A 14055-nucleotide genomic window follows, 5' to 3' on the forward strand; every position below is an offset into this window, starting at 1 on the left:
AAAGACTCGTTGACGGAGCTAAAAGACTCGTTGACGGAGCTAAAAGACTCGTTGACGGAGCTAAAAGACTCGTTGACGGAGCTAAAAGACTCGTTGACGGAGCTAAAAGACTCGTTAACGGAGCTAAAAGACTCATTAACGGAGCTAAAAGACTCGTTAACGGAGCTAAAAGACTCGTTGACGGAGCTAAAAGACTCATTCACGGAGTTAAAAGACTCATTCACGGAGTTAAAAGACTCATTAACGAGGTTCAAAGACTCGACGACAAAAAATGTAGAGTGAACATCGCTAATTGCTAAATGTTGATTCTTGCACAACTATTAATTAATCATTAACCATTTTTTAGAATGACTTCTATCTCTGATTCCTTTCAAACTTTACGCGATCGCCAACAGTGTGCTTTAATCCCCTTTATCACAGCAGGCGATCCTAACTTAGAAACCACTGCCGAAGCTTTACGCATCTTAGATCGCAATGGTGCTGACTTCATCGAGTTGGGTATTCCCTACTCCGATCCTCTAGCAGATGGGCCTGTAATTCAAGCAGCAGCAACCCGCGCTTTGCAAAGAGGCACGAAATTAGAGCAAGTGCTAGAGATGTTACACATGGTGATTCCTAGCCTAAAAGCACCGATAATTCTATTTACTTATTACAATCCCATTTTGTACCGGGGTATTAAGTCGTTTTTGGCGCAAATTGCTACTGCTGGGGTGCAAGGATTGGTAGTACCAGACTTACCCCTAGAAGAAGCAGAAGAATTAATCCAGACTGCTGCATCTTTCGGAATTGAGGTAATTTTACTCGTAGCTCCTACCAGTTCTAGAGATAGAATTGAAGCGATCGCTCGTCAATCTCACGGTTTTATCTACTTGGTAAGCGTTACAGGTGTTACAGGTGTCCGCGCTCAAATCCAAGACCGTGTAAAGTATTTAATTAGAGATTTGCAAAGCATTACCGATAAACCCATTGGCGTTGGTTTTGGCATTTCAGGGCCAGAACAAGCGCATCAAGTAAAGGAATGGGGAGCAGACGCAGTGATTGTTGGTAGTGCCTTCGTCAAACAATTAGCTGAAGGTAGCCCAACTGAAGGATTGCAAGCAGTAGAAAAGCTTTGTCAAGAACTTAAAACAGCCATTACAGAAAGTCAGCGCCAAAGTCCATCTCTTCAAGAGGTGGGATAAATTCACCCGCACACCAAGAAAGTGGGGAATTATAGCGGTTTGCAGTTGAGTCCAATATAGACCTAACCCCCAACCCCAACCCTACAAGGGTTGGGGAGTAAGATTCAAAGCCTCTCTCATCTTAGGAGCTACGACGGTGTACACAAGTCGAATTACCCCCCTCAATCCCCCCTTTACAAGGGAGGAAGCCGGAAATCAAGTTCCCTCCCCTTTATAAGCGGAGGGTTAGGGTGGGGTAAAACCTTGGGTTTTTCAGCTATTTCAGACTTGTGTGTACACCGTAGCCTCTTAGGAGAGAGGAATGGAAGTGAGGTCAAAACTGTACTGCACCAAAATGAGAAGCGCTATACAATTATTTCTCTTTCTGCCCCCCTGCCCCCGCCCCCTGCTTCCATTAAAATAATGAAACTCCTGCTAAAATCCGTCAAAATATTAATTTATAGCCTACTTCTAGTTAGCGCCTGTGCTATTACAGTCTTTGCCCACGATCGCACTGATCACAGACAATACGAATATCATTGGCATTACAATTTTCCAGAAAAACAGACTCACCTCGCTGTAAGAAAGAACGTAACTGACCTGACATCAGCAGAGAAAACAGCTTTCGTTAAAGCTATCAAAACCTTAAAAACGATAATTCCCGCAGGTAGCAAGCTCAGTATTTACGACCAATTCGTTGCCATACATTTAGGGGCAACACGCTTGATTCATAACCATAAAGGACATTCCGATGGTTCCGTTCACGAACTTGCTCATGAAAATGCCGCGTTTTTCCCTTGGCATCGAGAATATATTCGCAGATTTGAACAAGCTTTGCAAGCAGTAGACCCAACTGTTAGCCTGCCATACTGGGATTGGACTGACGCCAAAGCACTTGATGTAATTTTTAACGATGACTTTCTTGGTTCTAACGGTCAAGGAGTAACCATCAAAATTCCAAATCAGGGGAACTTTACAGGCGGCCTAGTGCCTGGGGCTTTTGCTGCTGCAAATGGCTGGGTTATGAATCCAGCATTAAACATTAACCCAGATACCGGAACATCTTTAGGTACATCACTTGTCCGGTTTCTCCGACTGCCTCCTGCCAGTGATTACCCTTTGCCCAAAAAAGATATTGAGCGTGTCCTTGCTCTTAATGATTATTCTCTATTTCGCCCTGCTTTGGAAGGATTTATCTCTATAGATGAGCAAGGTAAAGTCACGCCAGGAGGATTCATCCACAACTACATTCATGGCTTAGTCGGTGGGTTACAAATAAACGCGACTACGACACCCATAACGTTTAAGAGTCTGGGTACGATGAGCAATATACCAAGTTCGCCCTATGACCCAGTGTTTTGGTTGCATCATGCCAACGCAGACCGCCTCTGGGCTGAATGGCAAGACAACGGTCATAAAGGCAGCGATTTTTATCCTCCCGATGGTCATAGTCAGCCTTATGGACACAATCCTAAAGACCTAATGTGGCCTTGGGACGGCGGTATGTCTAACCCGAAAGCTACGGCGTTAGGAGATTTACTATCGCTATTACCAAATTTTGACTCTGACGATTTGGTGCGCCCTATAGACGTTTTGAATCACAGGGAACTAGGCTATATCTACCAAACCTCTGAAAAGAAAACGCGAAAAGAATCTTATCTCTGGGATAAGTTCTAAAAAGTTAGAACCAGACGCTTGGAACCCCTCTCCAAACCTCTCCCCCGCAGGGAGAGAGGCTTTGATTCTTACTCCCCTTCCCTTGAAGGGAAGGGATTGGAGGTTAGGTTTGAGAGAAAGTTACACACGGCGTAACGAGAATAAAAAACACTTGAACACGAAAGGATTTTGAACTATGGTAAGCATACAAGATATCAAAGCTGCGATTTCATCTACGACCGTGCAACCTGACCTTTTAGGCAGGTTTGGAAAATTCGGCGGTAAATACGTCCCCGAAACCTTAATGCCTGCATTAAGTGAGTTAGAAACCGCGTTTCATCAATATCGCAATGAGCCAAGTTTCCAAGCGGAACTGCAAGACTTACTCCGCGATTATGTTGGACGACCCACCCCATTATATTTTGCTGAACGCCTGACAACAAACTACGCTAGACCAGATGGCACGGGAGCGCAAATCTATTTAAAGCGTGAAGATTTAAATCATACAGGCGCTCACAAAATCAATAATGCTTTGGCTCAAGTGTTACTCGCTAAACGCATGAGCAAGAAGCGGATTATCGCAGAGACAGGTGCAGGTCAACATGGAGTTGCGACTGCAACTGTATGTGCGCGGTTTGGTTTGAAATGTGTAATTTACATGGGCGTCCAAGATATGGAACGCCAAGCCCTCAACGTCTTTCGGATGAAGTTGATGGGAGCAGAAGTACGTCCAGTAGAGGCAGGTACGGGAACTCTCAAGGATGCAACTTCTGAAGCAATCCGTGATTGGGTGACGAATGTGGAAACAACCCATTACATCCTGGGTTCTGTTGCAGGGCCCCATCCCTACCCGCTGATCGTGCGTGATTTCCATGCTGTAATTGGTGTAGAAACTCGCGCTCAGTCACAGGAGAAATGGGGAGGATTACCAGATATTCTACTGGCTTGCGTGGGTGGAGGTTCTAATGCGATCGGCTTATTCAAAGAGTTTGTGCATGAACCTTCAGTTCGCCTAATTGGAGTAGAGGCGGCGGGTGAAGGTGTAGATACAGAAAAACACGCTGCTACCTTGACAAAAGGAAAAATAGGTGTGTTGCACGGTGCAATGAGCTATTTACTGCAAGATGATGATGGTCAAGTTATCGAAGCCCATTCAATTAGCGCCGGATTAGACTATCCCGGTGTTGGCCCTGAGCATAGTTATTTAAAGGATCTTGGTCGCGCCGAATATTACAGCGTAACTGATAAGCAAGCCTTAGAAGCATTTCAAAGACTTTCGCAACTAGAAGGGATTATTCCAGCCTTAGAAACTGCTCATGCGATCGCTTATCTAGAAACCCTTTGTCCTCAGTTAGAAGGCAGTCCCCGCATCGTCATCAATTGTTCTGGTAGAGGTGACAAGGATGTGCAAACCGTCGCAAAAATCCTTAATCACTAATAGTCTGTCTTTTATAGGACTTACGCAAAAATTGCCAAAAAGCTTAATTTATCGAACCGCCAAGACGCCAAGAGCGCCGAGAATTCGTAGAGTGTGCGTAAGTCCTATTTTACTAATGCCCAATGCCCAATACCCAATACCTAATGCCCAATACCCAATGCCCATGCCCATTACGAATATGATGGCTGTAATTCCAACTCCACCCGATAACATTTTCATCCTTCCTGAGTTCTACAACTGGCCAGCTTTATTGCAACAGTTGCTAAATCGGCAATCGTTGACGGTTTCCCAAGCTGCGGATCTGATGCAAGGTTGGCTGATAAATGCCATTCCTCATGTATTATCAGGAGCGATTTTAGCCGCAATTCAAGCCAAAGGCGTATCTGCCGAAGAATTAGTAGGCATGGCTAGCGTCTTACAATCCCAAAGGATAGGGACTAGGGACTGGGGATTAGGGACTGGGCAAGAGTTTTCCCAGTCCCCAACACCTAGTACCCAATCCCCAGTACCCAGTACCCAATTCCCAACTCCCCTAATAGACACCTGTGGAACTGGTGGAGATGGAGCTTCAACCTTTAATATCTCCACTGCTGTGGCCTTTGTTGCCGCAGCCGCAGGGGTAAAAGTTGCCAAACATGGCAATCGTTCGGCATCTAGCAAAACTGGTTCTGCTGATGTGTTGGAAGCTTTGGGTATAAATCTCAACGCCACTCCTGAAAAAGTGCAAGCCGCAGTGGGCGAAATCGGAATCACCTTTTTATTTGCTCCAGGCTGGCATCCTGCACTCAAGGCGATCGCTACTTTGCGAAAAACTTTGAAAGTGCGGACTGTTTTTAACTTGCTCGGCCCGCTAGTAAATCCCATGCGACCGACAGGGCAAATTATTGGTGTCAACGACCCGCTTTTACTAGAGGAGATTGTTCAAGCTTTATCCCAATTGGGATGTCAGCAAGCGATCGCACTCCACGGGCGGGAACGTTTAGATGAAGCTGGTTTGGCAGATGTGACTGACTTAGCTGTACTCCAAGATAAAAAAGTGCGTTGTCTAACGCTCAATCCTCAAGAACTTGGTTTGAGTTTTGCACCAACTGCGGCTTTGCACGGTGGAGATGTCCCAGAAAATGCCGAAATATTGAAGGCAGTTCTCCAAGGGAAAGGCACTCAAGCACAGCAAGATGTAGTCGCTTTAAATACAGCCCTAGCGCTCCAAGTTGGTCAGCCGATTGATGGGGAAACGGATGTTTTAGCAGGTTGTGTTAAAGGTATTGTCCTTGCCAAGAAAATTCTGCAAAGCGGTGCGGCTTGGACAAAACTAGAACAACTTGCGGAATTTTTGCGCTAGACGAACTTTTCTTCTTTTCTTATAAGGAGCTACGGTGTACACGCAAGTTTTCTAAAGCTGCCTTACACCTTGACCTGCAATGCCAATGCGTCGACTCGCAATGCCAATGCATCGACTCGCAATGCCAATGCATCGACTCGCAATGCCAATGCATCGACTCGCAATGCCAATGCGTCGACTCGCAATGCCAATGCGTCGACTCGCAATGCCAATGCATTGACTCGCAATGCCAATGCATCGACTCGCAATGTTAATGCATCGACTCGCAATGCCAATGCATCGACTCGCAATGTTAATGCATCGATTTGTAAAGATTAGCCCATCCAAAATATATACAAGGAAAAACAGATGATTATCATACTTAAGACTGGTACACCTCTTGAAGAAATTACTCGCATCAGTCAAGAACTAAGTGAAACTTGGAAAGTGACAGTAGAAAAAAGTGTTGGCACGCATAAAATTGTCTTGGGGCTAATTGGTGATACCACTAGCATCGATAAATTACAGGTTCAAGAGTTCAGCCCTTGGATTGAGCAAGTAGTACGGGTACAACAACCTTTCAAGCGGGTAAGTCGAGAATTCCGAGATGGACAAGCCAGCGAGGTCGTTGTACCTACACCTAACGGTGATGTCTATTTCGGCGAACACCATCCGATTGTAGTGGTAGCCGGGCCTTGTTCTGTTGAGAATGAAGCGATGATTGTCGAAACGGCAAAGCGGGTGAAAGCAGCAGGAGCACAGTTTCTCCGTGGTGGAGCCTACAAACCCCGTACTTCACCTTATGCCTTTCAAGGTTATGGTGAAAGCGCTTTAGATTTATTAGCAGCAGCGCGGGAAGCTACCGGTTTGGGTATTGTCACAGAACTGATGGATGCTGCCGATTTATCAGCAGTAGCGAGAACAGCTGACATCATCCAAATCGGAGCTAGGAATATGCACAACTTTTCGTTGCTGAAAAAGGTAGGCGCTCAAGATAAACCAGTGCTGCTGAAGCGCGGGATGTCTGCCACAATTGACGAGTGGCTGATGGCGGCAGAATATATTTTGGCATCAGGAAATCCAAATGTAATTCTTTGTGAGCGGGGAATCAGAACTTTTGATGGCAAATATGCCCGTAATACTTTAGATTTATCCGTGCTTCCGGTGTTGCGATCGCTTACCCATTTACCGATTATGATTGATCCCAGTCATGGTACAGGTAGGTCTGAATATGTTCCATCTATGGCAATGGCTGCGATCGCAGCTGGTACAGATGCCTTGATGATTGAAGTTCACCCCAATCCAGCGAAGGCTTTATCTGATGGGCCTCAATCTCTCACCCCTGATAAATTTGACCGCTTAGTTCAAGAAATGTCAATTCTGGGCAAAGTAGTCGATCGCTGGTCTACACCTGCATTTGCTAACATTGGCGAAAACCAGATTCTCCTCACACCAGAACTCTCAAAGTAAATAAAGCGTAATCTTAACCGATTTTTTGCAAACGGCTAAAGCTGATCAACAGATTCTTTTATTTAAAAAATCCGTTGATCAGTTTTTCTTAAACTACCCCACCCTGCTGACACTGAGGGCGGGGTTTTCACCTGGATTTCTCAGTTGTGAGAAATCCGGGCTAGAAGGGTAGTAATTGCAGCATCTGTAACGAATTTTTTTACTTAGTGGAACTTATACAAAAAACACAAAAAAAATAGTCTCAAATCTATATACAGATTAACTTTGACCGAAAACGACTCATGATACAAGCCCCTAAATTTATTTATGGGTATCTTGCTACGCGCAGCGTCTCGTTAGAGAAGCGACGTGACATCGTTTTGCTTCGTTTGTTGATATATTTGCGTTTTGGCCATTTTTGGGTATTTTGTGTATTTGCCTACCCTGTATGAGTTTGAGGCTTATTTTTTCCTCCAAAATGTTTAAGTCCGGTAAGATGATTTTGGGTTAAATAATCTGAATTCTCATAACTTTTCAAACATCCTCTAAAGATTTGACAAATTTATCAAAAAATTATTCATTGCAATATGATATTTAATCAAAATACAATCTTATTACAAAGTTTACTAGTCAAATATTCTATCTTGTCCTTTAAATATATTTAATATTTTGATGTATTTATCAAAATATTTTTCATTGTAATTAGAAGTTAAATTACATATATTCTAAATGTAAGTAGCATTGGATAAAAATTGATTATCTCCACTTTAGAGGATAATAAAATAAACCAAGAGCTACTAACTAGTTTTGCTAATAGAAATACAACATAGAATTCACTTTCAAGATTTAATCTTGTCCATTTTATGTTGCTATGCTAGCAAGATTTTTATTCTAAGAATTAGGAGGATTAGTCCTGATGGCAGATTTGAATAATAGTGGTACTGGGAACTCTTCTACTAGCGTAGACAAGTTGAGAGATTCACCGTTCGGTCGCTTGAGTGAAGTTCTGGGTGATAAAGACCTCTCCCAGATATTCAGTGGTGCTGGTAAAGGAGAAGGTAGCGGTAGTTCACCATTTGGTGGTGGTGGTGGTAGTGGTGGTAGTGGTAGTAAGCCTGATTTAGCCTATGGTGGTAATCCTTTCGCTGGTGACAACTTTTGGAACATCTTTGCAGGTGGTAAAAATCCATCCGCAATCGGTAAAAATCCATCCGTAGGCGGTGTTAACCAGGGTAGTACCACTGACCCTTTGACTGGTGTTGGCAGCAAGGCTAGTACTATTAGCACAACTGAAACACCGGACGGATTCGGTTTGAGGGGTACTATTGATAACCTAGTTAACTCAAAGCTTAAAGAGACACAGGGTGGTAGCGTCATCCCATCATTTGGTGGTGGCGGTGCTGGTGGTGGCATTCCATCATTTGGTGGTGGCGGTGCTGGTGGCGGCATTCCATCATTTGGTGGTGGCGGTGCTGGTGGCGGCATTCCATCATTTGGTAGTGGCGGTGCTGGTGGCGGCATCCCATCATTTGGTGGTGGCGGTGCTGGTGACGGCATCCCATCATTTGGTGGTGGCGGTGCTGGTGGCGGCATCCCATCATTTGGTGGTGGCGGTGCTGGTGGCGGCATCCCATCATTTGGTGGTGGCGGCACTCATTAGAATTTTTGGAACAATGATGAGTTCTTCAGTACATACTATGCAACTTGACTATGTTATGCACTGAAACTCTTTATTAGTAAGGACTTTAGGTAAGATTTTCTGTCAGGTTGACAGTGAAGATGATTAAAGCCTTTATTTAGAGAAATTTTGGTTGAGCAAATTCATACTTGACATAACATGTACTGAAGACCCTAAAATTTTTTAAATAAAAATAGGAGAATTAGTACGAATGGAAGCGTCTGCTGTCAATTCCATTAATGGTAAGGTTAATACCTTTAGTGCCCCTGGCGATCGCAACCTGTATAACAGTAGTTCCTTTGCTACCAATAGCAGTTTGTATACTGAAGGCAGTTTATTGACGGGTGGTAGCAACCCCTTTACTGGTAACAGTGCCATTCCAGGTGGCGGTAGCAACCCCTTTGCTGGTAACAGTACCATTCCAGGTGGCGGTAGCAACCCCTTTGCTGGGGATGCTGGCAGCAAGCTTCAGCAATTAATCTTTGATCGCTTGAAGTTAATTCTGGGTAAAAATTTTTTCCAGGACACTAATAACACATTAGCAAATGGAAGTAACCCATTTCTAAACGGTGGCAATACCACTGCAATTGGCGGTATCAACCCCTTTGCTGGCAACAGTAGCCCTATAGCAGGTGCTGGAAGTTTGCTTCAACAATCGCCTTTCGATCCGTTGAGAGAAGTCCTTGGTAATAATATACCCTTTAGTAACAGTGGCAATACGTTTAATACTGGTAGTAGTAACCCTATTACTAATTCTGGTAGCCCACCCTTTAATAAGGACAACGCACCCGTTGGTAAAAGCAATAGGAACTTTGGTAGTAAGAACGCAACCATTGGTAATTTTAACTCGGACTATGGGAGTAACAGTGCAACCATTGGGAATGGTAACTGGAACTTTAATAATGACAACGCAACTATCGGTAATGGTAACTGGCTATTTGCAAAGGGTAACACAACTCTTGGTAACGGTAACTGGTATTGGGATAACGGAAATAATAATGCAACATTAGGTAATGGTAATTGGCACTTTGGGAGTAACAACACAGCCATTGGAAATGGTAATTGGGACTTCGGTAGTAACAACACAATTATTGGTAATGGTAACTGGGTTTTTACGAGTGGAAATGAAATCATTGGTAATGGCAAATGGTTAGCGGATGGTGATAACACAGCCATTGGAAACATCAATAACCCCAGCCCCAGTAGTTTAGAGTTATTTCCACAAGGAATCAAAACTGGTGCTAACAATCTGATTGACTCTCTTATAGGTAAGATAGGTCAAAATTTTCTTGGATTAACAGGAGATTTTGATGTATCAAGTAGCCAGACGTTTAATCGGCTCATGTCTTCTAGAAGTGTTGGTATTAATGACACTAATATATCTAAAGATATTGAGCAACTTTTGGCATTACTCAGCCCAATTCAAGGGGATGTAATTGATTATCAGTCTCTGCAAAATCTTCAGTCTGTCCCAGAACCTACTTCTTCAGTGTCGCTGATAATAATGGGACTTGTGTGTTTGCTGTTGTCAGTGTTCAAAAAACAACAAAACTCAGTAAACCAAAAAGTTTTATGAGTGTCAAAAAAAAGTAATTTATGATCAAGTTTTGGAAGAGTATAAAAAAGTTTATCACTTTTAATAATTAATTTATTAAGACTTAGGTTACTGGTACAATGTAATCACATTCACATAGTACTTATATACTATGTGACAGTTTTGTATGGTAGCAGTATTCTGGCTTGAGGTCGCATGGCTTGCGGGACATCAATAACACCTCATATTAGATACAAATCTTGTTATTTTACAACCATCCATTGCGTCACAGGCGCCATTGCTCGCCATCCCAAAAATTTACCAATAGGTTCAGCGCGTTGAATCGCAATACGAGTTAAATCGCCACCGACTCGTTCATGCCATTGAAATAAAGTTTGCTCACCTTCTACCGTCACAACATTTGCCACCAAACGTCCACCCGATCGCAGTGCTTCCCAACAAACATCAAAAAGTCCCGTTGTCACTCCACCACCAATAAAAATCGCATCTGGTGCAGGTAAGTCTTTCAGGGCATGGGGCGCTTTACCTTCAATGATTTGCAAATTTGGAGTACCGAGAGTCGCCGCATTATCAGCAATATATAGTAGTCTAGACGAGTTTTGTTCGATCGCGATCGCCCGACACCGAGCATGGCTTCGCATCCATTCGATAGAAATTGAGCCGCAACCCGCGCCCACATCCCACAACAATTCTCCCGGTGTGGGTGCCAAAGCTGCTAAGGTGATTGCCCTAACTTCACGCTTCGTTAACTGTCCATCGTGGTGGTAGGCGTTATCTGGTAATCCTGGTAATCTTGGTAATGGCACAACCCCAGCATCAGCAATACAATAAACTGCGATCGCATTTAATGCAGCAACTTCAGTTTCATTCCAAGATGCAGCCGTACCTTCCACAATTCTTTCATGAATGCCACCCATGCGCTCCAATACGGTGATTTTGCTGCCACAATAGCCGCGATTTGTCAAAATTTCGGCAACAATGGCGGGTGTGTCCTTCCCTTCACTCAAAATCAAGAGCCTAGCTCCCGGATAGATGTAAGACTGGAGTAGGGAGGATGGACGACTATTCAAACTTAAGGTTTCTACCTCAGTCAAAGACCATCCAACCCTGGCACAGACGAGGTTGAAGGCTGAAGGTGCGGGAATAATCGTCATTTCTGAAATGGGAATTCGCCGCATTAAGGTAACACCAATGCCGTAACACATCGGATCGCCGCTTGCGAGTACGCAAATTGATTCACCCCGACGCTGGATAATTTCCTCAACTGAGGCGCTAATAGGGGATGTCCAGACTAGTTTCTCACGTTGATCATCTGTAGGGAGCATTGCCAAATGGCGATCGCCTCCCACAATTACTTTAGCTTGAGTGATTAAGGTAAGAGCGATCGCGCTTAACCCCTGTAATCCATCTTCTCCAATACCGACGATAGAAAGCCATTTCTGTGTCATGCTAATTCATGATTCATACTTTCTCGGCGATTACAAACAAGTAATCTCCTTGATTGTTTTCATATTTATTGACAATCTCTGTGATGCGTCCTGTGTTAATATCTGCTGCTAGCCTTTCACACCCTGCTGCGATTTCATCCGCAGAAGCTAGCAAAGCAAAGGTAGAAATTCCAGAACGCACATTCTCGTCTAAATATATTTCTGGACGATGTTTTCCACTATATAAAAATAGGTCTTCTAAGCTTTCCGAAATAGAATAAGATTTGATATCTATTGAGTTAAAACCTGCCTTATTGAGAGCAGATTTTACCTTTTCTAAACTTGGCATCTGTTCAACAGATTTATATATAGCCTCTGGAAAATATTCGACTAACCAATATTTATTCATTTGCTCAGGTGTGGCAGTAAATAATACAAAACAACCACTACTCAAGACACGGTAAATTTCCCGAAAAGCAGGAGTTAATCCAGCAAAATGATGTATTGCCAATGTGCATAACACACCAGAGAAAGTCTCATCAGCATAAGGTAACGCCTGAGATTCTGCAACTTGCCAAGCTACAGCATTACTCTTATTCGTAGCAGTATCAATCATCTGTTTTGACTGGTCTACTCCATACCAAACACCACCATGTTTTGCCAAAGCTAGTGTGTAATTTCCAGTGCCACACGCCACATCTAGATATGAGTAATCTGATTTTAGCTGAAGATGAATAGCTAATTGGGCAGAAATTTCAGGGTCAGCGCGACGAGTCAAATCATAGCCTTTACCAATTTGCTCATAAATAGCCATTTATTGAATTTCTCACAACTTTTTAAATATAGTGAACAGTAAACAGTTAGGACTTACGCAAAAATTGCCAACTTCGCTTAATTTATCGAACCGCCAAGACGAGGCAGTGCGTTGGGCGGCTCTGCCGACTTGAAGCAACTGCCGTGCCAAGAGCGCCGAGAATTCGTAGAGTGTGCGTAAGTCCTAACAGTTATCAATAACAAACGTTCACTAGTTACTGATAACTGTTATTAATGTAGTGTTTCGCCAAGAGATAAATTAATAACTGATCATTGTTAAACTAGTATTGCTGTTGCTTTCACAGTAAAAATTTTTTTAATCACATCTTCTACCACCTTATCTGGCGTAGAAGCACCAGAAGTAATTCCCACGACAATTTCTCCATCTGGTAACCAGTTTTCTGTAGTTATTAACTGCCCATTTAATTGCCGATGTTCTATCGAATCCTCTGATTTAATCCGTTCAACAGTATCAATATGATAGGAAGGAATTCCCCGCTCAAAAGCAATTTGTTGTAATTGAGTAGTATTCGATGAATTAAACCCGCCAATTACTACCATCAAATCTAAATTATGTTCTACTAGCTCTAACATTGCATCTTGCCGTTCTTGGGTGGCGTCACAGATAGTGTTGAAGCTTTGGAAATGCTGATTTAACCCAGTGGGGCCATACTTTTGCAACATAGTCCGCTCAAAAAGTTTGCCAATTTGCTCAGTTTCGCCTTTAAGCATCGTAGTTTGATTAGCAATGCCAACTCTTTCTAAATCCTGATCGGGATCAAATCCTGCTGAACAAGCTTTAGCAAATTTTGTCAGAAATTCTTCACGGTTTCCACCATTGCTAATATAGTCAGCAACATATTCTGCTTCTGGCAAATTTAACACTATTAAATACTTGCCAGCAAAGGAACTAGTAGCGACTGTTTCTTCATGCTTATATTTACCATGAATAATGGAAGTATAATCAACTCTTTTGTGTTTTTCTACAGTATTCCAAACTTTAGATACCCAAGGACAAGTTGTATCAACAATTTTGCAGCCTTTATCGTGAAGTATCTGCATTTCTTGAACGCTAGCCCCAAAAGCAGGTAATATGACTACATCACCAGTGCCAACAACAGAAAAGTCTTTATTCTTTCCTTCAATAGGGATGAATTCTACCTCCATCTCCTGCATCCGCTGATTTACAGAAGGATTGTGGATAATCTCGTTAGTAATCCAAATGTGTTCTGTGGGGAAGTGCTGACGGGTTTCGTAGGCCATGGCCACAGCTCGTTCTACACCCCAGCAAAAGCCAAAGGCTTGTGCTAGTCGAATCGTCACATCACCTCGTTGCAGGGTGTAATTGCGATCGCGAATTTCTTGAATCAAGTTACTCTGATACTCAGATTGCAACTGGGTGGCAACTTCTGCTTTATGACCAAAGCCCTTGCGATTGTAATTCTCTGAATGTTGCAGGCTGCGCTTAAAAGCTTTTGTATCCATTTGATTTGTCTACTTAAACCACTATTTTTTATTTTCTCGCGCCAAGAGGCGATTTATACACAGTTGTCTTCAA

At 43.1% G+C, this 14055-nt stretch carries 11 protein-coding genes and 1 pseudogene; 8 read left to right on the plus strand and 4 right to left on the minus strand.

Annotated elements, in window-relative coordinates; translation table 11 throughout:
- From V7K35_RS29715 to trpD, 5 genes and pseudogenes are all read left to right on the plus strand, one after another.
- Positions 1–299 (plus strand): annotated as a pseudogene (locus V7K35_RS29715) (hypothetical protein); the annotation flags it as partial.
- Between the two features lie 48 nt (positions 300–347).
- A complete protein-coding gene (trpA, locus tag V7K35_RS14755) occupies positions 348–1181 on the plus strand; it encodes a tryptophan synthase subunit alpha (protein WP_334794227.1) in 834 nt (277 codons plus the stop codon).
- Positions 1182–1583: 402 nt separating this feature from the next.
- Positions 1584–2837 carry a tyrosinase family protein gene (locus V7K35_RS14760; RefSeq protein ID WP_335080037.1) on the plus strand — a complete coding sequence of 418 codons (1254 nt, stop codon included), beginning with the start codon at positions 1584–1586 and terminating at the stop codon, positions 2835–2837.
- A gap of 175 nt (positions 2838–3012) precedes the next feature.
- Positions 3013–4254 (plus strand): tryptophan synthase subunit beta, encoded by a 1242-nt coding sequence (gene trpB / locus V7K35_RS14765; RefSeq protein ID WP_335080038.1) that lies wholly within the window; start codon positions 3013–3015, stop codon positions 4252–4254.
- Between the two features lie 178 nt (positions 4255–4432).
- Positions 4433–5596: an anthranilate phosphoribosyltransferase gene (gene trpD, locus V7K35_RS14770; RefSeq protein WP_335080071.1), complete on the plus strand. Its 1164-nt coding sequence runs from the start codon at positions 4433–4435 to the stop codon at positions 5594–5596.
- Positions 5597–5658: 62 nt separating this feature from the next.
- Here the strand turns inward: trpD and V7K35_RS14775 are convergent, their stop codons facing one another.
- Entirely contained in the window at positions 5659–5886 is a 228-nt protein-coding gene (locus tag V7K35_RS14775) for a hypothetical protein (protein WP_335080039.1), read from the minus strand.
- 58 nt (positions 5887–5944) lie between these two features.
- On the opposite strand from V7K35_RS14775, the gene aroF reads away from it, so the two are divergent.
- The 3 genes from aroF to V7K35_RS14790 all read left to right on the plus strand — a co-directional run bounded on the left by aroF (position 5945) and on the right by V7K35_RS14790 (position 10278).
- Positions 5945–7045, plus strand: coding sequence for a 3-deoxy-7-phosphoheptulonate synthase (aroF, locus tag V7K35_RS14780; RefSeq protein ID WP_335080040.1), 1101 nt, complete (start codon positions 5945–5947; stop codon positions 7043–7045).
- 895 nt (positions 7046–7940) lie between these two features.
- Positions 7941–8684 (plus strand): hypothetical protein, encoded by a 744-nt coding sequence (locus V7K35_RS14785; RefSeq protein ID WP_335080041.1) that lies wholly within the window; start codon positions 7941–7943, stop codon positions 8682–8684.
- Positions 8685–8913: 229 nt separating this feature from the next.
- Positions 8914–10278, plus strand: coding sequence for a hypothetical protein (locus V7K35_RS14790; RefSeq protein WP_335080042.1), 1365 nt, complete (start codon positions 8914–8916; stop codon positions 10276–10278).
- 221 nt (positions 10279–10499) lie between these two features.
- On the opposite strand, the gene cbiE is transcribed toward V7K35_RS14790, so the two are convergent.
- From cbiE to V7K35_RS14805, 3 genes are all read right to left on the minus strand, one after another.
- Positions 10500–11705, minus strand: coding sequence for a precorrin-6y C5,15-methyltransferase (decarboxylating) subunit CbiE (gene cbiE / locus V7K35_RS14795; protein WP_335080043.1), 1206 nt, complete (start codon positions 11703–11705; stop codon positions 10500–10502).
- 13 nt (positions 11706–11718) lie between these two features.
- Positions 11719–12498 (minus strand): class I SAM-dependent methyltransferase, encoded by a 780-nt coding sequence (locus V7K35_RS14800; RefSeq protein WP_335080044.1) that lies wholly within the window; start codon positions 12496–12498, stop codon positions 11719–11721.
- A gap of 275 nt (positions 12499–12773) precedes the next feature.
- Complete coding sequence (locus tag V7K35_RS14805; protein ID WP_335080045.1) at positions 12774–13982, minus strand: 4-hydroxy-3-methylbut-2-enyl diphosphate reductase; 1209 nt, start codon at positions 13980–13982, stop codon at positions 12774–12776.
- Between the last annotated feature and the right edge of the window lie 73 nt (positions 13983–14055).

It is taken from the genome of Nostoc sp. (genome assembly GCF_036917275.1).
In the GTDB taxonomy this organism is placed as follows: Bacteria; Cyanobacteriota; Cyanobacteriia; order Cyanobacteriales; family Nostocaceae; genus Nostoc.